Origin of the sequence: Thalassovita aquimarina, assembly GCF_018219815.1 — a bacterium.
In the GTDB taxonomy this organism is placed as follows: Bacteria; Pseudomonadota; Alphaproteobacteria; order Rhodobacterales; family Rhodobacteraceae; genus Thalassobius; species Thalassobius aquimarinus.
In genome coordinates this window covers 1-24,634 of record NZ_JADMKU010000013.1, presented here as the reverse complement: position 1 = coordinate 24,634, position 24,634 = coordinate 1, and the positions used below count along the sequence as shown (strand labels likewise).

Annotated in this window: 21 protein-coding genes, 1 tRNA gene and 1 pseudogene; 15 read left to right on the top strand and 8 right to left on the bottom strand. The window is 61.9% G+C overall.

Translation table 11 applies throughout. From position 1 onward, the window contains the following. Nucleotides 1-21: 21 nt before the first annotated feature. On the bottom strand, nucleotides 22-1,176 hold the full coding sequence (locus IT775_RS14070) for a type III PLP-dependent enzyme (RefSeq protein WP_212701756.1): 1,155 nt from the start codon (nucleotides 1,174-1,176) through the stop codon (nucleotides 22-24). A 105-nt stretch (nucleotides 1,177-1,281) separates the two neighbouring features. On the opposite strand from IT775_RS14070, the gene IT775_RS14065 reads away from it, so the two are divergent. The 3 genes from IT775_RS14065 (at nucleotide 1,282) to IT775_RS14055 (ending at nucleotide 5,367) form a co-directional block, all read left to right on the top strand. Further along, complete coding sequence (locus IT775_RS14065) at nucleotides 1,282-1,716, top strand: Lrp/AsnC family transcriptional regulator (RefSeq protein ID WP_212701755.1); 435 nt, start codon at nucleotides 1,282-1,284, stop codon at nucleotides 1,714-1,716. A 103-nt stretch (nucleotides 1,717-1,819) separates the two neighbouring features. Then, on the top strand, nucleotides 1,820-4,912 hold the full coding sequence (locus IT775_RS14060; RefSeq protein WP_212701754.1) for a valine--tRNA ligase: 3,093 nt from the start codon (nucleotides 1,820-1,822) through the stop codon (nucleotides 4,910-4,912). A 125-nt stretch (nucleotides 4,913-5,037) separates the two neighbouring features. Next, nucleotides 5,038-5,367, top strand: coding sequence for a DnaJ family domain-containing protein (locus IT775_RS14055; protein ID WP_212701753.1), 330 nt, complete (start codon nucleotides 5,038-5,040; stop codon nucleotides 5,365-5,367). Nucleotides 5,368-5,370: 3 nt separating this feature from the next. On the opposite strand, the gene IT775_RS14050 is transcribed toward IT775_RS14055, so the two are convergent. Then, on the bottom strand, nucleotides 5,371-6,159 hold the full coding sequence (locus IT775_RS14050) for a crotonase/enoyl-CoA hydratase family protein (protein ID WP_212701752.1): 789 nt from the start codon (nucleotides 6,157-6,159) through the stop codon (nucleotides 5,371-5,373). A gap of 116 nt (nucleotides 6,160-6,275) precedes the next feature. Between IT775_RS14050 and IT775_RS14045 the strand changes: the two genes are divergently transcribed. Continuing rightward, nucleotides 6,276-7,382, top strand: coding sequence for a pyridoxal phosphate-dependent aminotransferase (locus tag IT775_RS14045; RefSeq protein ID WP_212701751.1), 1,107 nt, complete (start codon nucleotides 6,276-6,278; stop codon nucleotides 7,380-7,382). An 80-nt stretch (nucleotides 7,383-7,462) separates the two neighbouring features. On the opposite strand, the gene IT775_RS14040 is transcribed toward IT775_RS14045, so the two are convergent. Beyond that, nucleotides 7,463-8,659 (bottom strand): pyridoxal-phosphate-dependent aminotransferase family protein, encoded by a 1,197-nt coding sequence (locus IT775_RS14040; protein ID WP_212701750.1) that lies wholly within the window; start codon nucleotides 8,657-8,659, stop codon nucleotides 7,463-7,465. A 202-nt stretch (nucleotides 8,660-8,861) separates the two neighbouring features. Here IT775_RS14040 and IT775_RS14035 point away from each other — a divergent pair, with 202 nt between their 5' ends. Together IT775_RS14035 and IT775_RS14030 are read left to right on the top strand one after the other, a co-directional pair. Then, nucleotides 8,862-9,545 (top strand): fused DSP-PTPase phosphatase/NAD kinase-like protein, encoded by a 684-nt coding sequence (locus tag IT775_RS14035; protein ID WP_212701749.1) that lies wholly within the window; start codon nucleotides 8,862-8,864, stop codon nucleotides 9,543-9,545. Then, nucleotides 9,542-11,428, top strand: coding sequence for an ABC transporter ATP-binding protein (locus tag IT775_RS14030; RefSeq protein WP_246525591.1), 1,887 nt, complete (start codon nucleotides 9,542-9,544; stop codon nucleotides 11,426-11,428). Before IT775_RS14035 ends, IT775_RS14030 begins: the two co-directional genes overlap by 4 nt. Here IT775_RS14030 and IT775_RS14025 read toward each other — a convergent pair. Then, nucleotides 11,364-11,978, bottom strand: a pseudogene (locus IT775_RS14025) (TIGR04283 family arsenosugar biosynthesis glycosyltransferase); the annotation flags it as partial. The gene IT775_RS14030 and the pseudogene IT775_RS14025 overlap by 65 nt on opposite strands. Before the next feature lie 67 nt (nucleotides 11,979-12,045). Here IT775_RS14025 and ygfZ point away from each other — a divergent pair. Continuing rightward, nucleotides 12,046-12,777: a CAF17-like 4Fe-4S cluster assembly/insertion protein YgfZ gene (gene ygfZ / locus IT775_RS14020; protein WP_212701747.1), complete on the top strand. Its 732-nt coding sequence runs from the start codon at nucleotides 12,046-12,048 to the stop codon at nucleotides 12,775-12,777. Nucleotides 12,778-12,787: 10 nt separating this feature from the next. Beyond that, a complete protein-coding gene (locus IT775_RS14015; RefSeq protein ID WP_212701746.1) occupies nucleotides 12,788-13,576 on the top strand; it encodes a fructosamine kinase family protein in 789 nt (262 codons plus the stop codon). Nucleotides 13,577-13,668: 92 nt separating this feature from the next. On the opposite strand, the gene efp is transcribed toward IT775_RS14015, so the two are convergent. Beyond that, entirely contained in the window at nucleotides 13,669-14,232 is a 564-nt protein-coding gene (efp, locus tag IT775_RS14010; protein ID WP_212701745.1) for an elongation factor P, read from the bottom strand. Nucleotides 14,233-14,445: 213 nt separating this feature from the next. Here efp and IT775_RS14005 point away from each other — a divergent pair, with 213 nt between their 5' ends. From IT775_RS14005 to IT775_RS13995, 3 genes are all read left to right on the top strand, one after another. Further along, nucleotides 14,446-14,766, top strand: coding sequence for a DUF6280 family protein (locus IT775_RS14005; RefSeq protein WP_058261650.1), 321 nt, complete (start codon nucleotides 14,446-14,448; stop codon nucleotides 14,764-14,766). A 151-nt stretch (nucleotides 14,767-14,917) separates the two neighbouring features. Beyond that, nucleotides 14,918-15,409, top strand: coding sequence for a cupin domain-containing protein (locus IT775_RS14000; RefSeq protein ID WP_212701744.1), 492 nt, complete (start codon nucleotides 14,918-14,920; stop codon nucleotides 15,407-15,409). A gap of 73 nt (nucleotides 15,410-15,482) precedes the next feature. Next, the gene (locus tag IT775_RS13995; protein WP_212701743.1) at nucleotides 15,483-16,937 is read left to right on the top strand and encodes a cobyric acid synthase; all 1,455 of its coding nucleotides are present in this window, start codon (nucleotides 15,483-15,485) and stop codon (nucleotides 16,935-16,937) included. Here IT775_RS13995 and IT775_RS13990 read toward each other — a convergent pair. From IT775_RS13990 to IT775_RS13980, 3 genes are all read right to left on the bottom strand, one after another. Then, nucleotides 16,931-17,698 carry a hypothetical protein gene (locus tag IT775_RS13990; RefSeq protein ID WP_212701742.1) on the bottom strand — a complete coding sequence of 256 codons (768 nt, stop codon included), beginning with the start codon at nucleotides 17,696-17,698 and terminating at the stop codon, nucleotides 16,931-16,933. The genes IT775_RS13995 and IT775_RS13990 overlap by 7 nt on opposite strands. Before the next feature lie 83 nt (nucleotides 17,699-17,781). Next, nucleotides 17,782-19,203 carry a TolC family outer membrane protein gene (locus IT775_RS13985; RefSeq protein ID WP_212701741.1) on the bottom strand — a complete coding sequence of 474 codons (1,422 nt, stop codon included), beginning with the start codon at nucleotides 19,201-19,203 and terminating at the stop codon, nucleotides 17,782-17,784. A 62-nt stretch (nucleotides 19,204-19,265) separates the two neighbouring features. Beyond that, nucleotides 19,266-19,919: a protein-L-isoaspartate O-methyltransferase family protein gene (locus tag IT775_RS13980; RefSeq protein ID WP_212701740.1), complete on the bottom strand. Its 654-nt coding sequence runs from the start codon at nucleotides 19,917-19,919 to the stop codon at nucleotides 19,266-19,268. Between the two features lie 145 nt (nucleotides 19,920-20,064). Here IT775_RS13980 and IT775_RS13975 point away from each other — a divergent pair. The 4 genes from IT775_RS13975 to IT775_RS13960 all read left to right on the top strand — a co-directional run bounded on the left by IT775_RS13975 (nucleotide 20,065) and on the right by IT775_RS13960 (nucleotide 24,508). After that, nucleotides 20,065-20,138: transfer RNA gene (locus IT775_RS13975), tRNA-Cys, on the top strand. Between the two features lie 351 nt (nucleotides 20,139-20,489). Beyond that, nucleotides 20,490-21,797, top strand: a complete 1,308-nt coding sequence (locus IT775_RS13970; RefSeq protein WP_246525589.1) for a site-specific integrase — start codon at nucleotides 20,490-20,492, stop codon at nucleotides 21,795-21,797. Between the two features lie 396 nt (nucleotides 21,798-22,193). Continuing rightward, nucleotides 22,194-23,648, top strand: a complete 1,455-nt coding sequence (locus IT775_RS13965) for a hypothetical protein (protein WP_212701738.1) — start codon at nucleotides 22,194-22,196, stop codon at nucleotides 23,646-23,648. Further along, nucleotides 23,645-24,508: a DNA adenine methylase gene (locus tag IT775_RS13960; protein ID WP_212701737.1), complete on the top strand. Its 864-nt coding sequence runs from the start codon at nucleotides 23,645-23,647 to the stop codon at nucleotides 24,506-24,508. The genes IT775_RS13965 and IT775_RS13960 overlap by 4 nt, the downstream gene beginning before the upstream one ends. The last annotated feature ends 126 nt before the right edge of the window (nucleotides 24,509-24,634 follow it).

Genomic DNA, 24,634 nt, shown 5'->3' with positions numbered 1-24,634 from the left:
GTCCCTGATGCGACACTAACCCTACGATCCCGGCTGTCCACCCCCATCAGCGAAGAGTGACGCCACCGTGACCGGATGTCCCGGCCCATAGCCGTTGAAACCGGTGGCCAATGCCAGCGAATAAGCGCCCATCCCTTCGAACAGCACATAATCGCCTTCGGCCAGATCGCCGGGCAGCCCGACAGGATCGGGCAAGCGGTCGATGCTGTCGCAGGTGGGACCGAAGGCGATGCGCGCGACCGGATCGCCGGTCCGCGCCCGCCCCCCGGGCGACACGCAGCGAACCCGGTCCACCCCTTGCATGTCGCGGAATTCCGACAAGGCGCCATAGATACCGTCATTTAGGAACACCGACCCGTCGTGGCGGATCGCCTTGACCCGCGTGGCCAGCGTGAAGGCCTCTGCCGCGATCGCCCTGCCCGGTTCGCAGATCAGCTGCGGCATCGGATCGAAAACCTCCGCCGTGATTGCCCCGATCCGGTGGAATACCCGCTCCAGATCGGGAGCGGCGCCGGCCCGGTGCGAGGCGAATCCCCCCCCCACATTCAGCCGCGCAATCGTCACCCCGGCCTGCCGCGCCACATCCGCGGCGGCCCGGATATAGGCTTCCCAGGCTTCGGGCGCATGGCATTGGGTGCCGGGATGAAAGGTCAGCGCCGGGCGATAGCCGCGTTCGGCGACCTGCCGCAGCAATTCCGCCGCCCGATCCGGACCGACACCGAATTTCTCCCCGAAATCATAGGCCGCGCCCTTGACCGGCAGGGCCAGCCGGACGCTGATTTCCAGATCGCGCCCCAACGGGGCCAGCTTGTCCAGTTCACGTGGGCAATCGACCGAAGCCGAGGCGATGCCGAATCCCGCCGCGGCCTCGATTTCAGCGCGCGAACGGACCGGGTTGTTGTAATGCAAAACGGCATCGGGACAGACCGCGCGCACCGCCGCCATCTCAGCCGGCGAAGCGACATCGAAGGCGGTCACCCCGGCGGCCACAAGGTTGACCAGCACCGCCTCGACCGGATTTGCCTTGACCGCATAGGTCACCCGCCCGGGAAAGCCGTCAATGAAACGATGCGCCGCCTGTTGCAGGGCGACGGGGCTGAAATACATCACCGCCGCGTCTGGCTGAACGCGCTGCAGATGCCGCTCGGGCGACAGCCAATAGGGGTCTGGCCGCATGGGATACCTCGCTGTTTTTCAGCTAATATCGGCCATAACCCTGTCGATACGGCGTGTATGAATGCCGTTTTTGACTCTTTCTTTCGTCATTTTTATAGTCTGAGCATGCAGAACGACGAAATCGATACCGCACTGTTGACGCTCCTGGCCGAAAACGCCCGGCTTCCCGTCGCCACTCTGGCGCGTCGGCTGGGCTTGGCGCGCACCACCGTTCAGGCCCGGCTTGACCGGCTGGAAAGCAATGGCACGATCACGGGCTACGGTGTACGGCTGGGGCGCCCGGCGCAGCCCCGGCTGCGCGCCACGGCGCTTCTGTCGATCGAACCGCGGTCCGGCCCGGCGGTGCTGGCGCGGCTCAAATCCCTGCCCAACGTGGTCCGGGTCCACACCACCAGCGGCCGGTTCGACATGATCGCCGAAATCAGCGCCCACACGACCGAGGAACTGGACGACACGCTGGACCGGATCGGCGAGGCAAAAGGAGTGAAAGGTTCCGAAAGCCTGATCCAGCTCAGCACAAAAATCGACCGGGGCTATTGAACGGCCTGCCCAGCCGCGGGCCGCACCGCCTGATAACGGCTTTTCCTTCCCCCTCCAATTCGATAGACGAGGAGCCAACGATATTTGACGCGGGATCCGGATCATGGCGATGGAAAAAACCTTCAATGCGGCCGAGGCGGAAAGCCGTCTTTACGCGGCCTGGGAAAAGGCGGGCTGCTTCACCGCGGGCGCGAATGCGAAACCGGGGGCTTCGAGCTTCTGCATCATGATCCCGCCGCCGAACGTCACCGGCGTTCTGCACATGGGCCATGCCTTCAACAACACGCTGCAGGATATCCTGATCCGCTGGAAGCGGATGCAGGGTTTCGACACGCTGTGGCAGCCCGGACAGGACCACGCGGGCATCGCCACCCAGATGGTGGTGGAACGTGAACTGGCCAATAACCAGCGGCCGTCGCGCCGGGAACTGGGCCGCGAAGCCTTCCTCGAAAAGGTCTGGGAATGGAAGGCGCAGTCCGGCGGCACCATCATCGAACAGCTCAAGCGCCTCGGCGCTTCCTGTGACTGGTCGCGCAATGCCTTCACCATGTCGGGCGCCGAGGGCGCACCGGCGGGCGAAGAGGGCAATTTCCACGACGCCGTGATCAAGGTCTTCGTCGAGATGTACCGCAAGGGGCTGATCTATCGCGGCAAGCGTCTGGTCAACTGGGACCCGCATTTCGAGACCGCGATTTCCGACCTCGAGGTCGAGAACATTGAAGTGAACGGCCACATGTGGCACTTCAAGTACCGTCTGGCCGGTGGCGAAACCTACGAATATGTCGAGAAGGACGAGGACGGCAAAGTCACCCTGCGCGAGGAGCGCGATTACATCTCGATCGCCACCACGCGCCCCGAAACCATGCTGGGCGACGGCGCCGTCGCGGTGCATCCCGATGACGAACGCTATGCCCCGATCGTCGGCAAGATGGTGCATCTGCCGCTTTGCGACCGCCTGATCCCGATCATCACCGACAGCTATCCCGATCCCGATTTCGGATCGGGCGCGGTGAAGATCACCGGCGCGCATGACTTCAACGACTATCAGGTCGCAAAGCGCAACAACCTGCCGATGTACCGGCTGATGGACACCAAGGGCGCGATGCGCGCCGACGGGTTGCCCTATGAAGAAGCGGTCAAGCGCGCCCGCGAAATCGCCGAAGGATCGGAAACGACCGAGATCGAGGTCGACGCGCTGAACCTAGTGCCGGAGAAATACCGCGGCATGGACCGGTTCGAGGCGCGCCGCGCGGTGATCGAGGACATCAACGAGGCGGATCTCGCGGTGACAATGCGGGACGAGGAAGGCCAGGAAGCGCCCTTCGTCGAAAGCAAACTGATCATGCAGCCGTTCGGCGACCGCTCCAAGGTCGTGATCGAACCGATGCTGACCGACCAGTGGTTCGTCGACACCGACAAGATCGTCGGCCCGGCACTGGACAAGGTCCGCGACGGCACTGTGAAGATCCTGCCCGAAAGCGGCGAAAAGACTTATTATCACTGGCTGGAAAACATCGAACCCTGGTGCATTTCGCGCCAGCTGTGGTGGGGCCACCAGATCCCGGTCTGGTACGGTCTGGACCTGAGCGCACCGGATTTCCGCGATGACGAGGGCGATGGCGGTCTCGACCTGGTCGAAATGGGCCGGTTGCTGAATGCGGGCGGCATGCTGCATGCGGGCGACGTGCATCACTGCGCCGCCGATTTCGCCGGCGTGGTGGAAAAGTTCAACGACGACAATGCCGACATCCCGGCGCCGCTGAACCACGCCACGGTGATCGAGGTCGCCGACAAGCACGAAGCGATCCACAGGCTGGCCGAGAGCCTGGCGCAATACACGGTCGATCAGGACCCGACCAAGCTGGTCTACCCGGTCTGGCGCGATCCGGACGTTCTGGACACCTGGTTCAGCTCGGGGCTGTGGCCGATCGGCACGCTGGGCTGGCCGGAACAGACCGAGGCGCTGGAACGCTATTTCCCGACCAACGTTCTGATCACCGGGCAGGACATCCTGTTCTTCTGGGTGGCGCGGATGATGATGATGCAGCTGGCCGTGGTGGACGAGATCCCCTTCGACACCGTCTACCTGCACGGGCTGGTCCGCGACGCCAAGGGCAAGAAGATGTCCAAGTCTACCGGCAACGTGGTCGATCCGCTCGACATCATCGACGAATACGGTGCCGATGCGCTGCGGTTCACCAACGCCGCCATGGCATCCTTGGGCGGGGTCCTGAAGCTCGACATGCAGCGGATCGCAGGATACCGCAATTTCGGCACCAAGATCTGGAACGCCACCCGTTTCGCTGAAATGAACGGCGTTTACGAAGCGGGGGCGCCGGCGGCGGCAATGCCGGCCGCGACGGCCACGGTGAACACATGGATCATCGGCGAGGTCGCCAAGGTGCGTGAAGTAGTCGATGAAGCGCTGGAAGGCTTCCGCTTCAACGACGCCGCGCAGGCGCTTTACGCCTTCGTCTGGGGCAAGGTCTGCGACTGGTACGTGGAATTCTCCAAGCCGCTGCTGCAGGGCGAGGACGAGGCCGCCAAGGCCGAAACCCGCGCCGTGATGGGCTGGGTGCTGGATCAGTGCCTGATCCTGCTGCACCCGATCATGCCCTTCATCACCGAGGAACTGTGGGGCGCCACCGGCGAGAGGGCCAAGATGCTGGTCCATGCCGATTGGCCGCAATACAAGGCCGCCGACCTTGTCGTGCCCGAAGCCGACCGGGAAATGAACTGGGTGATTGCGCTGATCGAGGAAGTCCGCTCGGCCCGCGCCCAGATGCATGTGCCGGCGGGGCTGCACATCCCGATGCTGGTCACCGCGCTGGATGACGCGGGCAAGGCGGCCTGGGCGCGCAACGAGGTGCTGATCAAGCGGCTGGCGCGGGTCGACAGCCTGACCGAGGCTGAGGAACTTCCCAAGGGCTGCATCACCATCGCCGTCGAGGGCGGGTCCTTCGGCCTGCCGCTGGCGGACATCATCGATATCGGCGAGGAAAAGGCGCGGCTGGAAAAGACGCTGGGCAAGCTGGCCAAGGAACTTGGCGGGCTGCGCGGGCGGCTGAACAACCCCAAATTCGTCGAAAGCGCACCGGAAGAGGTTGTCGAGGAAACCCGCGACAACCTGGCGGCGCGCGAAGAGGAAGAAGAGAAGCTGAAGGCGGCCCTGGCGCGCCTGGCCGAACTGGGCTGATCATAGATCAGCCCGCGCGTGCCGCGGGCGGTGTTGAGGAGGCTCTGCCCCCTCTTGGCCTGCGGCTAATTCACCCCCGGGGTATTTGCGCCAAGAAAAAGCAGAGATCGTGTTAGGATGCGATCATGCATTCCTTGAGACAACTGATCGAACGGCAGATCCTGAAGGCCAGGGCCGAGGGCAAGCTGGAAGGGCTGCAGGGCGAGGGCAGGCCCCTGCCCGAACGGCCCGAGGAATCGGTGGTCGATCCCGCGATGGCGGCGGGCTACCGCATCATGGCCGAGGCCGGGGCGCTGCCGGAGGAATTCCGCCTGAAGGCCGCGCTGGACGAAGCGCGCGCCGACTGGCGGGCGGCCACGGACAAGGCCGAGAAAAAGCGCCTGATGGCGCGCATCGCCGATCTGGAAATGCGCTATGATATCGCCCGCGACGCGCGCAAGAAATTCATGGGCTAGCGGTCAGTCGAAGACCGCTGCGCGCTTCTGCATATTGGCTGCGATGACTTCCATCTGGTGTGGTTTTCCGATCAGTGCGGCCTGTTCGCGGCTTTCTTCCAACAGGACATCCGCCTCGGACGCACCGCTTTCCGCGACCGCGATCAGCCGCTTTGCGGCAAGCGTGGCCGAGGGGCTTTTGCCCGCGATCTTTTCCGCCAGCGCCAGTGCGGCCACCTTGGGATCGTCAGAGAGCTCCGTCACCAGCCCGATCGCCTGCGCCTCCTCGGCGGCGACCTGATCGGCGGTATAGGTCAGCTTGCGCAGCACGTCCGAGCGCAGCAGTTTCGGCAGCACCACCATGCCCCCCATATCCGGCACCAGCCCCCACTTCATTTCCATGATCGACAGGCGCGTTTCGGGATGGGCGATGCGGATATCGGCGCCCAGTGCGATCTGCAGGCCGCCACCGAAGGTCACCCCGTGCAGCGCCGCGATCACCGGCACCGGTACGTCGCGCCAGACCAGCGACACGCGCTGGAACGCGTTGGACTGCCCGTGGGTGCGCGGCATGATCAGCGCCTCGGGGTCTTCGGCGGCGAAGCGGCCGAAATTGGCGACGTCGAGCCCGGCGCAGAAGGCCGGGCCCTCGCCCGACAGCACGACGGCACGGATGTCATCGTTGCCGATCAGCGCCTCTCCGGCAGCGATCAGGCTTTCCACCATTTCGACGTCCAGGGCGTTCATCTTGTCGCCGCGGGTCATGGTGACGCGGGCAACGTGGTTTTCGATCTCGACACTGACGCGGCTCATGGGGATCCTCCTCTGGGTTTTGCCGCAGTATCCGGGTTCCGCGCCCGGAATCCAGAAAGACGTTGGGGAAGTTCATACCGCTTGCCCGGATGGCAGGGTTTGGTTTATCTGGCGCCATGACCGGACCCCGCTACACCCCGCTGACCGATACGCTGCCCGCAACCGTGCCCTTCGTCGGCCCCGAAGCACAGGAACGTGCGATGGGACGGCCGTTCAGGGCGCGGCTGGGCGCCAATGAAAACATCTTCGGCCCCTCGCCCCGCGCGATCGAGGCGATCCGCGCATCGGCGGCCGATCTGTGGATGTATGGCGACCCCGAAAGCCACGATCTGCGCCACGCGCTGGCGGACTTTCACGGCGTGCGCCCGGACAATATCGTCGTCGGCGAAGGCATCGACGGTTTGCTGGGATACCTGGCACGGATGCTGGTCACCGAGGGCGATGCGGTGGTGACCTCCGATGGCGCCTATCCGACCTTCAACTACCACGTGGCAGGGTTCGGCGGCGTCCTGCACAAGGTGCCCTACAGGGGCGATCATGAAGATCCCGCGGCGCTGTTCGCCAAGGCGGCCGAGGTGGACGCCAAGATCGTTTACCTCGCCAACCCCGACAACCCGATGGGAACCTGGCTGAGCAGCGCCGATATCGTCAAGGCGATGGCAGCCCTGCCCGAAGACACGCTGCTGGTACTGGACGAGGCCTATGTCGAATTCGCCCCCGAGGGCACCGCGGTCGATCTGGACATCGAAGACCCGCGACTGATCCGCATGCGCACCTTTTCCAAGGCCCACGGCCTCGCCGGGGCACGGGTGGGCTATGCGCTTGGCGCCGCGGAGCTGATCACCGCCTTCAACAAGATTCGCAACCATTTCGGCATGAACCGCAGCGCCCAGATCGGCGCGCTGGCCGCGCTGCAGGATCAGGACTGGCTGGCGCAGACCTGTGCCAGCGTGGCCTCAGCGCGCGACGAAATCGCCCGCATTGCGGCCGATAACGGGCTCACCGCCCTGCCCTCGGCCACGAATTTCGTCGCCGTCGATTGCGGCCGGGACGGGGCGTTTGCCAAGGCGGTGCTCGATGCGCTCGTCGCGGACGGGATTTTCGTGCGCATGCCCTTCGTTGCGCCGCAAAACCGCTGCATCCGGATCAGCGCCGGCCGCCCCGAGGACCTGGCGCTGTTCGCCAAGGCGCTGCCGCAGGCCCTGCAAAAGGCCCGCGCCTGACTTCTTCTTTTTGAAAATATACTCGGGGGCGCGGTTGAATGCCCTGCATTCAACCGCCGGGGGGCAGACAGCCCCCCGCCTCAGCCTTCAGCCATGACCGACGCCGCCGCTTCCAGCGCGCCCTTGCCGTGCGGCACGTCCAGCGCCTTGAAGGCGGTGTCGATCGTTCCCAGCATCCCGATGACCATATGGGCATTCAGATGCCCCATGTGACCGATGCGGAAATAACCGCGCCCGTCGGGATCGCCTTCTTCCGACATGCCCAGCCCGATGCCCAGCGTGACCCCGGCATTGGCTTCGACCCATTCCCGAAGCTGGTGCCCATAGGGCAAGCCCAGCCGCAGCGATGTCACCGACCGCGCCCGGTGGTCCGGGTCGGCGACGTTCAGGCGCAGCGGTCCGTCTTGGCCCCACCGTTCGGCCGCGGCCCAGATCGCCCGGGCAAGAACGTCGTGCCGCCGCCACACGTTTTCCAGACCCTCGGCATGGATCATGTCGAGCGCCGCGCGCAGCCCGTAAAGGTGATGGGTGGGCGCGGTGCCGCCGAAATACTGGTAGAAGCTTTCCGGATTGAAACGCGGCGTCCAGTCCCAGTAGCGGCTGACCCGCTCCATTCGGGCGCGCGCCTCAAACGCGCGCGGGCTTGCGAAGACGAAACCCATCCCGGGCGGTGTCATCAGGCCTTTCTGGCTGCCCGCGACCATCACGTCGACGCCCCATGCGTCCATCTCGAACCGGTCGCAGGCAAGCGAGGCGATGCAATCGGCCATCAGCAGCGCCGGATGCCCGACCGCGTCCAGCACCGCCCTGAGCCCGGCGATGTCGTTCAGAACGCTGCTCGACGTGTCGACATGGGTGCCCAGCACGGCCTTGATCCGGCCTTTGGTGTCGGCGCGCAACGCCTCCTCGACCCGGTTCAGGTCGAACGGCCGGTTGCGGCCGAAATCGATCATCTCGACTTCGACGCCAAGCCCCTCCGCCATGTCGGCCCAGCCATGACCGAACCGGCCCGTCGCCGGCACCAGGATCCGGTCGCCCGCCGCCACCACGTTCGACAGCGCCGCTTCCCAGGCGCCATGGCCGTTGCCGATATAGATCGCCGCGTTGTGTTCCGTCCGGGCGACGCGCCTCAGGTCGGGGATGATCCCGGCAGTCATTTCAATCAGCGCGCCCTCGTAGATGTTGGGAGCGGACCGGTGCATGGCGCGCAGCACCTCTTCTGGCATAACTGACGGACCGGGAATGGCGAGGTAGGGACGACCGTTGGATAGGTTCATTGAAAAGCTCCGAAATAACGCGGCGAGGTTAATCGAAGCCGGGTGCAGGTCAATCTCGAGAATGATCAAATTTGGTGATGCGGTCCATTCCCGTCCCGGACCGGACAAAACGCCCGGCGCCGAGGCATGGTACAGCCATCGAACTTGCCTATATGGGGAGGGATCACTACAAGATGCGCGACTTAATGGCCCCAGGATGATGATGAACCCGGTTAAAAAATTCAAAGCGTTGGAAAAGGGAAAGCACCTTCCGGCCAAGCTGGATCTGGACGACCCCGACCACCGACGCATGGCGATGACGCATTACAACTGGTTCGACCATGCGATCCTGCGCCGTCGCTGGACCAATTTTTTCGAAATCGCGCCCGGTGTTTACCGGTCGAACCAGCCGACTCACGAGCGGTTCGAAACCTATGCCGCGATGGGCATCAAGGCGGTGCTGAACCTGCGCGGCGAAGGGGTGCAGCCGCGCTACCTGCTGGAAAAGGAATCCTGCGACGCGTTGGGCATTGGCATGGTAAACATATCGCTGCATGCCCGCAAGGCGCCCCCGAAGGACAACCTGCTGCAGGTGATCGAGGCGATGCGCACCATCGAACGCCCGTTCCTGATGCATTGCAAATCCGGCGCCGACCGCGCCGGGCTGGCCAGCGCGGTTTACCTGATGGTCTATGAAGGCGTGCCCGTCTCCGAGGCCAAGAAGATGCTGTCGGTGAAATTCATCCATCTGAAATGGTCCAAGACCGGCATCCTGGATTACTTCCTCGATGTCTATGAGGCGCGTCTGCACAAGGGCGATATCGGATTCGAGGACTGGCTGCGCGACGAATATGACGCGGACAGGCTGACCGCAGGCTTCCACAACGGCCGGAAACTGCCGCAATGACCCAGGCGGCCGGGGTCAAAAGCCGCCAACTGCTGGCCTGGCTGTGGTCGAAATACCTCCACAAACATCTGTGGCTGTTGCTGGCCGCGCTGTTCTTCATGGCGCTGGAAGGATCGACGCTGGGCGCGCTCAGCTGGATGATGAAGCCGATGTTCGATCAGGTCTTCATCGCCGGCGATCACGGCGCGCTGTGGTTGGTCGGCCTGGCGATCATGCTGATTTTCATCACCCGGGCGCTGGCGAGCGTCGGCCAGAAGGCTTTGCTGGCGCTGATTTCACAGCGCTCGGCTGCCGATATGCGGGTCGAAATGCTCGATCACCTAATGCGGCTCGACGGCAGTTTCCACCAGACCCACCCGCCCGGCTTCCTGATCCAGCGGGTGCAGGCCGATGTCGAAGCGGTGGGACAGGTCTGGAACGCCGTCATCACCGGCGCCGGGCGCGACCTGATCGCGCTGATCATCCTGATGGGCGTGGCGGTGTCGGTCGACTGGCAATGGACGCTGGTGGCCTGTATCGGCACCCCGATCATGGTGCTACCGTCGCAGATGGTGCAGGGTTTCGTCCGCCGCCGCGCCCGCGAGGCACGCGATCTGGGCGCGAAACTGGCCACCCGGCTGGACGAGGTGTTCCACGGCATCGTACCGGTGAAGCTGAACCGGCTGGAAAGCTACCAGTCGCAGCGTTACCGCGACCTGACCGGGGAACTGGTCACGGCCGATGTGAAGGCGAAACTGGGCGCCGCCGCGATCCCCGGGCTGATCGACGTGATGGCGGGGCTGGGGTTCCTGGGCGTGCTGGTCTTCGGCGGGGCCGAGATCATTTCGGGTGAAAAGACCATCGGCCAGTTCATGTCCTTCTTCACCGCCATCGGTTTCGCATTCGAGCCGCTGCGCCGTCTGGGCGCGGTCACCGGTGTCTGGCAAAACGCCGCCGCCGCGATCGAACGGATCAAGGAACTGCTGGACACCAAACCCGCCCTGGTCTCGCCCGCGCAACCCAAACCGGCCCCCTTGGGCATGCCGGAAATCCGGCTGAGCGGGGTGGAACTGTCCTATGGCGACACGCCGGTGCTGAACGGCACCACCCTGGTCGCCCCGGCGGGCAAGACCACCGCCCTGGTCGGCGCCTCGGGCGCGGGGAAATCGACGATCTTCAACCTGCTGACCCGGCTGGTCGATCCGCAGACCGGGTCGGTCACCATTGGCGGCGTGGCGGCGTCCGACATGACGCTGGCCGATCTGCGCGGGCTGTTTTCGGTGGTGTCGCAGGACGCAGCACTGTTCGACGAGACGCTGAAGGAAAACATCCTGCTGGGCCGCAGCGACGTCAGCGACGAACAGCTGAACAAGGTTCTGGAAGCCGCCCATGTGACCGATTTCCTGCCCAAGTTGCCCGATGGCCTGCTCAGCCCGGTCGGGCCGCGCGGGTCGAACCTGTCGGGCGGCCAGCGCCAGCGCGTCGCCATCGCCCGCGCGCTGCTGCGTGACACGCCGATCCTGCTGCTGGACGAGGCCACCAGCGCCTTGGACGCGCAATCGGAAAAGGTGGTGCAGGACGCGCTGGACCAGCTGTCCAGGGGCCGCACCACGCTGGTCATCGCGCACCGGCTGTCCACCGTGCGCAATGCCGACAAGATCGTAGTGATGGACAAGGGCCGCGTCGTCGACGAAGGCACCCATGACGAATTGCTGGCCCGCGGCGGTATCTATGCCGACCTGCACAAGCTGCAGTTCAAGACCGAGGGCCCGACCGCCGATAAGATCGCGCAAGATCGCGCGGATCGGCGCCGGAAAGATAGCGCAAAAGGATCCAAAGGTTCCGCCCCCCGCGCCGGAACCAGCCTTCTTTCACGTATCTCGCGGCGCTTGTTCGGGCGGTGACGGGGATTTGGCGCAACTGCCCGCGTAGTTGCCGTGCCATCGCCACGTCTTCCATCAGTGGCTGATCGTCGAAGCCGCCGGCACCGTCGTAGAGGTCGCGCGAAATCAGCAGCCCCTGATCGCCATAGGGCAGCCCGAAAAACCGCGCCCTGAAATTGGCCCAGCCCGCGACGACGCGCGGGGCCAAACCGGCGGCATCGAAACGCAGCCGGAAGTACCCCGCCCGCTCCGGGTGCGCCGCGATGTGATCCAGAACGCTTTCGGACCAGCCGGGATCAAGCACCGTGTCGGCATGCAGCACCAGCAACCAGTCGCCCTGCGCCGCCTGCATCCCGCGCCGCAACTGCCCGCCGCGCGACGCTTCGCTCGCGATCACCACTGCGCCGACCTCGTCGGCGATCCGCAGCGTCGCGTCGGAGGACCCGCCGTCGCTGATTACCAATTCGCGCACCAGCCCGGCCTCCAGCCCTTCCATCAGTGCCGACAGGCAGGCCGGCAGCTGCTTTTCCGCGTTCAGCGTGGGAATGATCACCGATAGGGCCGCGCGCATGTCTGTCCCCTGTTGCCGTCCGTGCCTCGCGCTATATTACAGTCACGCGCCGAACGGGAGAGTTGAAATGAACCGCACCATATTCCGCATCAGCGGATCAGACGCCCGCCACTTCCTGCAAGGATTGGTGACCAATGACGTGGAACAGCTGGATCAGGGGCCGGTCTACGCCGCGCTGCTGACGCCGCAGGGTAAATACATGGCCGATTTTTTCCTCGTCCCCGACGGCGACGCGGTGCTGCTGGATGTCGCCAGTGAGCTGGCACCGATGTTGTCCCAGCGGCTGGCCATGTACAAACTGCGCGCCGATGTGACGATCGAGGAAACCGATCTGCAGGTGAAGCGCGGCACCGGGCCTATGCCCGACGGTGCCTTTGCCGACCCGCGCGACCCGGCTCTGGGCTGGCGGTTGTACGGCGCCGAGGGCGGTGATGACGGCAGCGATTGGGACGCCATCCGCGTCGCCCATTGCATCCCCGAAACCGGGATCGAACTGACCTCCGACACCTTTATCCTCGAGGCTGGCTTCGATCGTCTGCACGGGGTGGATTTCCGCAAGGGCTGCTATGTTGGGCAGGAAGTCACCGCACGGATGAAGCACAAGACCGAACTGCGCAAAGGGCTGCGCGTGGTCGAAATCGCGGGCGACGCGCCTGCTGGAACCCCGATCATGGCGGGCGACAAGGAGGCCGGAACGCTGTTTACCAGCGCCAGAGGACAGGCGATCGCCCATCTGCGCTTCGACCGCGCCAAGGGCGAGATGACGGCGGGCGCGGCCCGGCTGCGCCTGGTTGAATGAGCTTGGCCGAATGACCCTGACCGCCCGGATCGAGGCCCTGACCGGGTCACGGGTGGCGCGGATCCGGGCGCTGCATGGCGGCGACCTGTCCGAGGTCGCCCACTTGACCCTGGCCGACGGGCGAGAGTACGCCTGCAAGACCGGGCCGATGGTCGCGGTCGAGGCACGGATGCTGGAGGCCATCGGCGACACCGCTCCTGCCCCGCGATTTGTCGCGGGTGATCTGCTGCTGATCGATTACCTGCCCGAGGAACCGGCAACCCCGGCGCATTGGCGTGACCTAGGCCGAGCCTTGCGCGCGCAGCACGACCGGGAGGGCGAAGCCTTCGGCTGGCCGGACGCTTACGCCTTCGGCCCCGTCGCCATCCCCAACGATCCAGCCCCGGATTGGCCGAGCTTCTGGGCCGAGCGCCGGTTGTGCCCCAGCCTGCCCTTTCTGCCGCCCGATCTGGCCAAGCGGATCGAGGTGCTTATCGCCACCCTGCCCGACCGCCTGCCCGATCTGCGGCCTTCGCTGCTGCATGGCGATCTTTGGACGGGTAATGTGCATTTCAGTGGCGGCCGGGCCTGGCTGATCGACCCGGCCTGCTATTACGGTCACGGCGAGGTCGACCTTGCCATGCTGCACCTGTTCGGATCGCCGCCCGCTGCGTTCTGGGACGGCTATGGCGCGACGGAGCCGGGCTACGACGAACGCCAACCGATCTACCAGCTTTGGCCCGCGCTGGTGCATTACCGGCTGTTCGGCAGCGGCTACGCGGGGATGGTGGAACGGTTGTTGAGCGCGGCGGGCGCTTAACCGTCGCCGGGCTTTGGCGCGTCTCAACAGCACTCCAAACGAAAACAGCCGGGCGATTGCCCGGCTGCGACGTTGCATAAGCGGAAACGCGCTCAGGCGCGTTCGGCGTATTCCATGGTTTCGGTGTTCACCACGATGTCTTCGTCCTGCGCGACGAAGGGCGGCACCATCACCCGAACGCCGTTGTCCAGAACCGCGGGCTTGAACGAATTCGCGGCGGTCTGGCCCTTTACGACCGGCTCGGTCTCGACGATCTTGCAGACCACTTTCTGCGGCAGCGTCACGTTCAGCGCCTCGGTGTCGTAATATTCGATCACCACGGTCATGCCGTCCTGCAGGAACGGGCGGCGTTCGCCCAGCAGGTCCGCCGGCAGTTCGACCTGATCGAAGGTTTCGGTATCCATGAACACCAGCATCCCGTCGTTTTCATACAGGAATTGCTGGTCTTTCTGTTCCAGGCGCACCCGTTCGACCTTGTCCGCCGAACGGAAGCGTTCGTTCAGCTTGGACCCGTTGCGCAGGTTTTTCATTTCGACCTGCGCGAAGGCGCCGCCCTTGCCGGGCTTGACGTGGTCCACTTTCACGGCGACCCAGAGACCGCCCTCATGTTCCAGCACGTTGCCGGGACGAATTTCGTTACCGTTGATTTTAGGCATATGACAAAACCTTGGCAAAAGGTTGATGGAAGTTTGAACGCACCTATATATGGCGTTCAAGGCCAAGGCAAGGAACCCGGGGCGCAGTTTCAAGAGCATGAGTCATGCATATTTTGCATGGAAGACATGCACCAGAAGCCTACCCGAATCACGAACAATCAGTCATAAGCCTCGCTACGCCAGAAAGACAAGAGCAATAACAAAGGACGAAACATGAAAGATTTCGTTGACGGCACCGCCTTCAATAACGAGCAAGGCAACCGGGCCCGCAAACTGTTCGCAGCCGTCGTGTTGGCTGCTCTCGACGATGCTATCGCCGATGACAAGAAATATGGCAACGGTCCGGAACAGATCGCCCGCTGGGCACGGTCGCGCGATGGTCGCGAAGTGCTGTCCTGCGCCGGCATCGACCCGAACGAACGCGTTGTGAACGGCCTGATGGAATTCGTCGGCAAGGGCGTTCGGACCTCGGTCGCGCTGTCGCGCGAAGAAAGCGAACGTCGCAACGCGGCGCAACAGGCCGAAGCCGCCTGATCCCAAGCTGCTGCGATCACAGAAAAAACGCGCTCCCTCGGGGGCGCGTTTTTCGTTTCCGCACAAATCCTGCTGCAGAATTTCACAAAACGGAATTTCCCTTGGCCCCGCCTTGGCTGTTAGTCTGCGCACGCTACAACCGGAGATTTCGATGACCAAGAAGATAGACATCGCCTCGCAACCCGCCAAGACCGGCACGCTTTACCCGCCACCGCATCACCAGAACACCAAGGCGCGGGTGAAACGCGCCCTGGGCGATGCCGCCGGGCTGACCCAGTTCGGCGTCAACCACACGCTGCTGCCGCCGGGCACATGGTCGGCCCTGCCGCATTGGCACGAAAAGGAAGACGAATTCGTCTACGTCATCGCCGGAACGCCCACGCTGGTTCACGGCACGGCCGAAGAACAGCTGTCCCCGGGCGATTGCGTCGGCTTCAAGGCGGGCGAGGAAATCGGCCATTGCATCCAGAACCGCAGCGACAGCGATGTGATCTTGCTGGAAATCGGGTCGCGGATGCCGGGCGAACGCGCCTTCTATCCCGGTCTGGACCTTATGGCAGACACCGCGTCGGACAATTTCTACCACCATCTGGACGGCACCCCTTACGAGGATGTCCGCCGCCGCGGGCCGGAAGACGACTGAAACCTGTCGCCTTGGCGCTTTTGCCCGCGCCCGTTTGCTTCTAAAAGCAAGCTGAACAAGGCGGGGGCGGCGCATGACCAAGGCAATCATGATCCAGGGCGCGGGATCGAACGTGGGCAAATCCATGGTCGTGGCCGGGATTGCCCGCGCGCTGGCAAACCGGGGTCTGGCGGTCCGCCCGTTCAAGCCGCAGAACATGTCGAACAACGCCGCCGTCACCGAAGATGGCGGTGAAATCGGCCGCGCGCAGGCGTTGCAGGCGCTGGCCGCCAAGGTCGCCCCGCATACCGACATGAACCCGGTGCTGCTGAAGCCCGAAACCGATACCGGCGCGCAGGTGATCGTGCAGGGCAAACGCTTCGCCACCCTGCGGGCGCGCGATTACGGGCGGGCCAAACCGGATCTCCTGACCCCTACGCTGGAAAGTTTCCGCCGCCTTTGCGCGGGGGCCGATATCGTCGTCGTCGAAGGTGCCGGCAGCCCGGCCGAGATCAACCTGCGCAAGGGTGACATCGCCAATATGGGATTTGCCGAGGCCGCCGGCGTGCCGGTGATCCTGATGGGCGATATCGACCGCGGCGGCGTCATTGCCCAGCTGGTCGGCACCCAGGCGGTCCTGTCGCAGGAGGATGCCGGGCGGATCAGGGGATTCGCGATCAACAAGTTTCGCGGCGATGTGCGGCTGTTCGATGACGGGCTGCACGCCATCGTCGAACGTACCGGCTGGCCCTCGCTGGGGGTCCTGCCCTGGTTCGCCGATGCCTGGCGCCTGCCGGCCGAGGACGTGATGGACATCGCCTCGGCCAAGGGCGACGGGTTCAGGATCGCGGTGCCCCGGCTGGAGCGTATCGCCAATTTCGACGACCTCGATCCGCTTTCTGCCGAACCGGGCGTCAGCGTCGAGATCATCGAACCCGGCCGCCCGTTGCCGGGGGATGTCGACATGGTGCTGATCCCGGGGTCGAAATCCACCATCGCCGATCTGGCCCATTTCCGCGCACAGGGCTGGGACATCGACCTGCAGGCACATGTCCGGCGCGGCGGGCACGTTCTGGGCATTTGCGGCGGGTACCAGATGCTGGGTCGCGAAATCGCCGATCCCGACGGGATCGAAGGCGCGCCGGGATCGGTGCCGGGGCTGGGCCTGCTGGACGTGACCACGGTGATGAAACCGCAAAAGCATCTGGCGCTGACCCGCGCGACCTACCTGCCGACCGGCGATCCGGTCGAGGGCTATGAAATCCATCTGGGCGAAACCACCGGCCCGGATTGCGCCCGCGCCTGGCTGCAGGTGGATCGCCGCGCCGAGGGCGCGAGCAGCACAAGCGGGCGCGTGCGCGGCTGCTACCTGCACGGGCTGTTCAGTTCGGATGCCTTCCGCGCAGCCTTTCTGTCCGCCCTCGGGGCCACGGTCGAAACCGCCTATGCCGAAGAGCTCGATGGCGTTCTGGACGCGCTGGCGGCCCATGTCGAAACCCATCTGGACCTCGACATGCTGCTGCGGCTGGCGCAGGAACCGTCTTACTGAAGATCGTGGCTGGTCAGGGCGCGATGGATTTCGCGGCGCACCAGTTTGCGAACATTTCGGGTGATCCGTTCGCCGAGCGCGCCCTGCAATTCCTGCCGAACGATATCGGTCACCATTTCGCGCAGGGTTTCTTCGTCAAGGATACCTTCCTCTTCGGCGTCGAATTCCGCCAGGTCCTCGAGGTCGGTATCGGCATGGGCCGCATGACGAAATTCGACCGCTTCGATCGGGTCCTCGACGGGAGCTTCTTCGACCTCGTTCACTTCGAAACCGCCATATGCGGCATCGGAAGCCGTATAGGCGCTCGCGGATTCTTCCACGGTCTCGGCCTCTTCCCAGTCGGCGGAAGCGGCATCCTCCGCCACGGCCTGAAGATCGGCCTCCTGAGCTGCTGCCGCCCCGAACTCCGGCTCGGCGGGACCGCTCTCGGCAAGATCGTCTAGTTCTTCCTCTTCGACCATATCGGCGAAACGCGCCTCGAGGTCCGCGCTTTCCAGTGGTTGCGGCTCCTCTGTATCCTCGGCGTAATCGTCATCGGGGATGTAGTGGCCGCCCGGCTCAACCGCCGAAACCGTATCGTCGCCGGCGGCGGAACCCGCACACGGTTCCGATTCCGTGGCTTCAGGCGCGTCGGAAATGCGCAGCGCCGGGGTCAGCACCAGCTTGCCCGGCACGTCCTGCGGCGCGGTTTCGGGACGCGAATCCTCGGAAACCAGCCTGCGGATGGACGCGAGTACATCCTCGATTTCTACGTTCGTCACCGGGTCTGACATTGTTTTTCCCACTCTTGCCTCGAGGCGCAGTGTAACCCCGGGCAGAGATTCTCACAACTCACGGGAAAAATTTACTCTTTTCCCAAGCCCCGCAACACCCGGTCCAGCTTGCGACCCTGTTCGCTTACCATCGCCGGCGCGTTCTTCACCTGGTTGTAGTAGGCGGCCGGGTCATAGCGGGTGACCTTCAGATTGAGGTGATCCGATGTCAGGTAGCCGATATTCGCCAACAGAGCGTAGGAAGCCAGGTATTCGTTGCCCCGCGACGTAATCAGGTTGGCCTGCGCGTTCAGCAATTCCTGTTCGGCATTCAGCACGTCAAGCGTGGTGCGCGCGCCAAGCGTCGCTTCTTCCCGCACGCCGCGGAAAGCGACGGTTGCAAAGCGGACCTGCCGTTCGCTGGCATCGCGGGCGGCCCGGGCCACCTGCAGATTGGCGAAAGCGGTGGCGGCATCCTGCGCCACCGAAATGCTGGTCAGGCGCAGCGTCGCACGGGCGGCATCCCGCCGCGCCACCGCCTGACGGTAGCGCGCCGACAACTGACCGCCCAAGTAGATCGGCCCCGACACTTCAACCCCGACCGATCCGCCCTTGGAAAACGCGCTGCTGTCGAAGGTCTCTTCGATCCCGTAGCGCCCGGTAAGCTTCACCGTCGCCCCCATTGATGCGCGGGCGATCTGCACTCCCAGATCCGCTGCGGCCACATCGTGCTGCGCCTTCAGGATGCTGGGATGCTTCTTGAGCGCCACGGTCTTGGCGTGTTCCATGGATTTCGCTGGTGTCGGTGCCGCCGGCGGCGCCTTCAGCTGGCCGGGTTTGCGGCCAACCGCGGCGACGAAATATTCGCGGGCGGCCTGGTAATCGCCCTGTGCCTGCGCCAGAGATGCCCGCGCCTGTGCCAGCCGCGCCTCGGCCTGGGCGACGTCGGTACGGGTCACTTCGCCGACCTCGAACCGGTCCTTGGCGGCGCGCAGTTCTTCGCTGATCACGCGCACGTTGTTCTGCCGCAGGGCCACGGTTTCGGACTGGGCGCGCATGTTGGTATAGGCATCGACCGCCTGCAGCAGCACGTTCTGTTCGACCCCGACAAGCGTTTCCCGGGTGGACAGCACGCTTTCCTTCGCCGCCTCGATCTGGCGCTTGCTGCTGCCGCCGTCATAAAGCAGCAGTTCGGCCGAAATACCGAGCGACGCCGTGGTCAAGCCGCGATCGACCGGAGTGAAGAAGGTCGAAGACGACGACGAGCGCGAAAAGCTCCGGGTCACGTCCCCGGCCCAGGCCACGATCGGACGCAGCGCCGAAAGAGAGATCGCCACATCTTCGTCCGCGGCGCGCAGCAACGCGCGGTTCTGTTCCAGCAGGCCGCTGTTCTTGTAGGCATCGGCCATCACATCGGCCAGGCTGTCGGCCCATGCCGCGACCGGGGCCGCGAATGCCATCGCGACCGCGGCGATGCCCGTCGTCAGTTTCCGTCTGATCCTTGTCGTGCCCATTGCTCGCTCCGTTATTTTGCCTGCTCGAATGACAACGCGCCCCGCAGGGCGCGCCGGAATGATCAAAGCGTGAAAGCGCGATGGCGTTCGAAACCGTTCAGCACCGGCGCCCCGGCATTGAACGCGTAGCGCCAGTTCATTTCGCCGTCGATCTTGTAGCCGACTTGGGCGATGCCCAACGCGCCTTCGGCCTTCAGGCACCCGATCCGGCCGCCTTCCTTCAGCTGATCAAGAATGGCCTCGGGCACGTGTTCGGCGGCCCCTTCCAGGATGATCACGTCATAGGGCCCGTGCTCGGCCGCGCCTTCGGCAAGCGCCCCGGCATGCATCACCACGTTGTCCGCCCCGACCCGCGCCAGCGCCGCCTGCGCGTCCTCGGCCAGCGTCTCGTCCTCTTCGACCGCCACCACGGCCTCGGCCATGCGCGCGATCACCGCCGCCGAATAGCCCAGCCCGCACCCCAGGTCGAGCACCAGCTCGTCGCCCTGGACATCCAGCGCATCCAGCAACTTGGCCAGCGTCCGCGGCTCCAGCACGACGCGCCCGCCACCCAGATCGATGTTTTCGCCCACGTAAGCGGCTTCGGTCTTGTCCGCGGGCACGAATTCTTCGCGCGGAACATTCAGCATCGCTTCGATAATGGGAAACTTGGTCACGTCGGAAGGACGGATCTGGGTGTCCACCATCATGATGCGGCGTGCGGCAAAGTCTGTCATCTACTAAACTCTTTCGTTCAGATTCCTTATTATGTTTTGTCACATCTCGTCACCAGCGGCAACGGTGCTGAAACGGCAAATCGACGCTGCATGGGGGCTTGCAGACGAGAAGTTTATCCTTTAATCGAGCGTCACCCACTTTGGCGGCGAGTTGGCGGAGTGGTGACGCAGCGGATTGCAAATCCGTGTACACCGGTTCGATTCCGGTACTCGCCTCCATTTTCATCTAAATCATATGGTTAGTCGTTTGACTGTCGGGTGTGACACAAAGTGGGACACACACCTATGATGCTGTCATCTTATCTATGCCCTTCCAGACATGGAATTTTCTACTTCCGCTGGCCTATCCCTCTGTCCCCGGATGGGAAACGAACTACCGTCAGGATTTCATTGAGAACACGTTGCCCGGATCGGGCTGGTACTTTGGCGCGCCATCTTGCATCTTGCGGACAATTACTACGCGAGAACGATTCATTGGCAGGACTTCGGCAAAACGAGATACGCGTAAAGGTGCAAGCCTATTTCAAGGCACATTTGAACCAGTACCTTGATTGGCTAGATCGGCGTGGCATGTCCAAGAATGCCTTGGCGGATGCGCGCGAAGAAATGCTGGACCATGATTGTTTGGTCGATCTCGAAAGCGTGAACCCGCAATACCTGCCAATCGCCCGCTTCAAGTCAAAGATGGACGTGTCAGACGCAGATTGGGACGCCAGCCTGCCAAGGATTGCGATTGAGCTTAGGAAAGGTCGTCGGGACATGCTCAGGCGCGTTCTGGAGGCTGCTGAACGCCTTGAGCATTATTCCTATGAAGATACCCCGGCCATCGCTTCCGCCCCTCCTGCGCCCGCTGCGCCAGCGTCCTCGCCTTTGGGTGCAGCGATAGAGGAATTCATTGCGGAGCATTCCCGCCAATGGGCTGACAAGACCATCGGCCAGAACCGCGCTTACCTGAACATCCTCGTGGAGCACTTCGGGCCAGACCGGCTCCTTGGCACGATCACCAAGCAGGATGCGAACGAAGTCAAGAAGGTTTTGCAGGCGCTACCGGCAAGCAGGAACACCAAGCCGAAGTTGAAGGCCATGCCGCTGATGCAAGTCATCCAGGAACCCGGCCACAACAAGATCGCGCCCAAGACGATCAACAGCCACATCCAAATGTTCAAGAGTTTCTTCGACTGGGCAGAGCGACACGGCCATACGCCGCATACCCTTTTTGACAGCATGAAAGTCGCCAAGGCGAAGAACAGCAAAACAGAACGCAAACCCTTCTCACCGGACCAAGCCTGTCTGCTCTACAACGAGTTGACTGAAAACCCGTCCGGACTGGTACGCATAGACAGTCACAAATGGGGAATGCTCCTTGGCATGTTCACCGGGGCACGTCTCAATGAGATTTGTCAACTCGACGTCTCTGATGTGCAAGTCAACGGAGACATTTGGTTCCTCAACATCACTGACGAAGGTGACGACAACAAGCGGCTCAAGACAACGGCAGGGAGGCGCAAGGTACCTCTGCACTCAGAGTTGATCAGTATTGGATTTCTTGACTTCGTGGAAAGCCGCAAGTCCGGCATGAGGCTGTTTTCCGACTACAGCTATAGTGCCAACGGCGGATATGGCCGCAACTTAGGGCGTTGGTGCAATGAGAGCTTCTTACCCAAATTGGGTATGAAAGAGCCGGGGCTGGTTTTCCATAGCCTGAGACACACCGTCGTTACACGCCTTAGCCAAGCCAGTGTACCAGAACCGATTATTCAGTGCCTAGTCGGCCACGCAAGGTCAGGCGTAACTCAAGAAGTGTATAATCGTGAGGGCTTCACACTTGTACAGCTTCAAGAAGCCGTAGATTGCCTAGCACCCCACAAGAAGAGCTGAAGTACGAGAAAGACAGTGGCGCATATTTTTGCCCTCTACTCTTGTAGCCATCTCGTTTCTCATGGTCATTCGAGGTTGTTAGTAAAGTCCGCTCCCAGCCCAGAGCGGACATGGTTCCAGCGAACGTCGCGCTTGCAGCATCTGACACAGTCGGGCGGGGAGCTGACATTCGCTGAAATCATCAGATACATGCGTTAGCTAAGCGTAAGCGGTCATTTTGTCGAACGCGACAAAGGCTCAGTGATGCTGCACCTGAGCACTCAGGGCAACATTAAGCTGAAATCGCCTGCGGCATTTCTATCAGTCGGTTGGCGCCGCAGGAATAACGATGTAGTTGGTTGATGACAGCTTTAAGACCGATAAAGTGGATTGCCAAAGAACAGGACTTGTGCCGAGATGCCTGAAGTAAAGAAAATTGGACTGAACCGTTTAATTTTACACGAAGATAATCCCCGTTTTGAAGGGGTTTTGGACGAAGAAGCTGCTATCGCAGCTCTGTGTGCCAATGAAAAAGTCCTGGAACTTGCTCGTGACATTTCTGAAAACGGCCTCTCTCCGCTTGAACGTTTCATGGTGTTTCGCGAGGATCCAGATGATGATCCAACGGACGCAAACTATGTTGTAGCCGAAGGCAACCGTCGCCTTTGCGCTCTTAAACTATTGAAGGACCCCAAACGAGCTCCTTCGACCATGAGGGATGCCTTAAAACGGGCAAAGGCGAAATTCAAAGTCCCAAGATCAATTGAGGTAATCGTTGAAGAAGACGAAGACGAGCGCCGCAAGTGGATCGAACGAGCTCATGCAGGCACATTGTCGGGGAAGGGAAGGAAGGCGTGGAACACAGTTCAGAAAACTCGTCACTTCAAGCACCCTCGCAATCTGAGGGGGCAAGCCGTTATGGACTATGCCGTAGCACGTGGCTTTGTCTCAAAGGATGAAACAGAGGGGCGGTTGTCTCATGTTGTAAGGCTGGTCGGTAATCCTGTTATGCGAGCTGCGCTCGGTTTGCACTTCGAAAAAGACCCGACAGAACCATACCGTGACCGCCCGTTGGAGGATTTTGACAAGCTCGCAAAATGGTTGATGGAAGAAGCTCTTGTAAAGCGCTTAGGCTCCCAAGCCGATAAAAAAGTAATCAACGACAAAGCTCACCAGCTAGAGGGTGAGTTGGGCTGCAGCTCTGTGCGCTTGAGCCAGCCAGAACTTTTGGCAAATGACCTCGTCGAAAAGAAATCTGAAAAAGTCGGAACCGGCGAACATTGCACTGAAGGTGCCGGCACGTCGGCAACGAGTACTCAACAAACCTCCGCTGGTGATAAGCAGGACAGTGCTAAAGTCAATCAGGACGACAGCGGTGAATCGAAATATGACGGAAACGAAACGAAGAGCGACAGGGAAAGCGGTTCCATACCCCCAAAGCCAAAACGCCCAGAGCCTTCGAAAAACATGCCGTACTCCGAGGCCGTAGAAGCTCTCCTAAAAGAGCTCGGCAACTACAAGCTACAGTCGCTCTACTACTCTATTTCTACAATCACCATGAAAGATCATGTCCCCACTCTATTCGTGGCAGCTTGGTCATTGCTTGATAGTCTGTCAATTGCCTTGGGACGCCCAGAAACCGGGAATATTTCTCAACATTGGCAACGAAAAAATCTATTGAACAAAGATCTGTGTTTTTCCAAAGATACTGCGAAATCTGTTGAAGGTGCATTTGACCGCATCAGAATTCATGGGAATGATACAAAGCACCACCCGACGTCAGCAGGGTTTGATGCTCAACAGCTTAAAAGTGACTGGGAGATGATCTTGCCGGTGCTTGATCACGACTTGCGAAAGCACCTGAGGAAATGACCAGAACCGCTTCCCCACTTCGCTACCCCGGAGGAAAAGCAAGCCTTTTCAAAGCAATGAAAGAGATCATTGCTGACAACAATCTGATACACCGGACCTATGCGGAGCCCTATGCTGGAGGTGCAGGGCTTGCCCTAGCCCTGCTCTTTAGCGGAACCGTTCGAGAGATCCACATCAACGACCTGGATGCATCCATTTGGTCGTTTTGGCATTCGGTACTTAATAACACCGAAGAATTTACTGAGCTAGTGATGACCACTGAGCTTACCATAGATGAATGGCGAAATCAGAGAGATATATACCGAGCCCAAAACGACAGCGACCCTTTGAAACTTGGGTTTGCCGCCTTCTACCTGAATCGTACCAACCGATCAGGAATCATTGCGCAAGGCGGGGTTATCGGAGGACTTAAGCAGACTGGCAGCTACCTAATGGACTGCCGATTCAACCGGCGAGATCTGGTCGAAAGAATCCGTAGGGTGGCCACCTATAGAGACGAGATTTTTCTATATCGTATGGATGCCCTTGACTTCTTGAAGCGGTCACCCGAGCTGCTCCCTAATAAGACCCTTCTGTGTGTGGATCCTCCGTATTTCAACAAGGGCTCCCAGTTATACACAAGTTTTTACCGTCCTGAGGACCACGCGGCGCTGGCCGATGTAATTCAAGATCTTACGATGCCTTGGATAGTTACCTATGATAACACTTCCGAGATCAGGTCTCTTTACTCCAAGTCTCGCCTTCACAGTTTCGACGTTAGGTATTCTGTTCAAACAAAACGTGTTGGGGATGAATTATTGATTGCCCCCAAACACGTCAGCCTCCCAGGAGTTTGGAGCGAACGCCAGATAGCGTCTTAAAAAGCTAAAGTTGCTTTAGGTCAACTTCCTTGTCTCTATGTGCATGCCCTGACCTGCCACGGGATTTTTCCACCATTTGGAACTAGAGTCCGCCCCAACATGAGGACGGACAATGAAACGAACGAG

Bases quoted from the DNA above. Each gene is read 5' to 3' on its own strand.
- IT775_RS14070 (WP_212701756.1), bottom strand. From the start codon at position 1,176: ATGCGGCCAGACCCCTATTGGCTGTCGCCCGAGCGGCATCTGCAGCGC.
- IT775_RS14065 (WP_212701755.1), top strand. From the start codon at position 1,282: ATGCAGAACGACGAAATCGATACCGCACTGTTGACGCTCCTGGCCGAA.
- IT775_RS14060 (WP_212701754.1), top strand. From the start codon at position 1,820: ATGGCGATGGAAAAAACCTTCAATGCGGCCGAGGCGGAAAGCCGTCTT.
- IT775_RS14055 (WP_212701753.1), top strand. From the start codon at position 5,038: ATGCATTCCTTGAGACAACTGATCGAACGGCAGATCCTGAAGGCCAGG.
- IT775_RS14050 (WP_212701752.1), bottom strand. From the start codon at position 6,159: ATGAGCCGCGTCAGTGTCGAGATCGAAAACCACGTTGCCCGCGTCACC.
- IT775_RS14045 (WP_212701751.1), top strand. From the start codon at position 6,276: ATGACCGGACCCCGCTACACCCCGCTGACCGATACGCTGCCCGCAACC.
- IT775_RS14040 (WP_212701750.1), bottom strand. From the start codon at position 8,659: ATGAACCTATCCAACGGTCGTCCCTACCTCGCCATTCCCGGTCCGTCA.
- IT775_RS14035 (WP_212701749.1), top strand. From the start codon at position 8,862: ATGAACCCGGTTAAAAAATTCAAAGCGTTGGAAAAGGGAAAGCACCTT.
- IT775_RS14030 (WP_246525591.1), top strand. From the start codon at position 9,542: ATGACCCAGGCGGCCGGGGTCAAAAGCCGCCAACTGCTGGCCTGGCTG.
- ygfZ (WP_212701747.1), top strand. From the start codon at position 12,046: ATGAACCGCACCATATTCCGCATCAGCGGATCAGACGCCCGCCACTTC.
- IT775_RS14015 (WP_212701746.1), top strand. From the start codon at position 12,788: ATGACCCTGACCGCCCGGATCGAGGCCCTGACCGGGTCACGGGTGGCG.
- efp (WP_212701745.1), bottom strand. From the start codon at position 14,232: ATGCCTAAAATCAACGGTAACGAAATTCGTCCCGGCAACGTGCTGGAA.
- IT775_RS14005 (WP_058261650.1), top strand. From the start codon at position 14,446: ATGAAAGATTTCGTTGACGGCACCGCCTTCAATAACGAGCAAGGCAAC.
- IT775_RS14000 (WP_212701744.1), top strand. From the start codon at position 14,918: ATGACCAAGAAGATAGACATCGCCTCGCAACCCGCCAAGACCGGCACG.
- IT775_RS13995 (WP_212701743.1), top strand. From the start codon at position 15,483: ATGACCAAGGCAATCATGATCCAGGGCGCGGGATCGAACGTGGGCAAA.
- IT775_RS13985 (WP_212701741.1), bottom strand. From the start codon at position 19,203: ATGGGCACGACAAGGATCAGACGGAAACTGACGACGGGCATCGCCGCG.
- IT775_RS13980 (WP_212701740.1), bottom strand. From the start codon at position 19,919: ATGACAGACTTTGCCGCACGCCGCATCATGATGGTGGACACCCAGATC.
- IT775_RS13970 (WP_246525589.1), top strand. From the start codon at position 20,490: ATGTCCAAGAATGCCTTGGCGGATGCGCGCGAAGAAATGCTGGACCAT.
- IT775_RS13965 (WP_212701738.1), top strand. From the start codon at position 22,194: ATGCCTGAAGTAAAGAAAATTGGACTGAACCGTTTAATTTTACACGAA.
- IT775_RS13960 (WP_212701737.1), top strand. From the start codon at position 23,645: ATGACCAGAACCGCTTCCCCACTTCGCTACCCCGGAGGAAAAGCAAGC.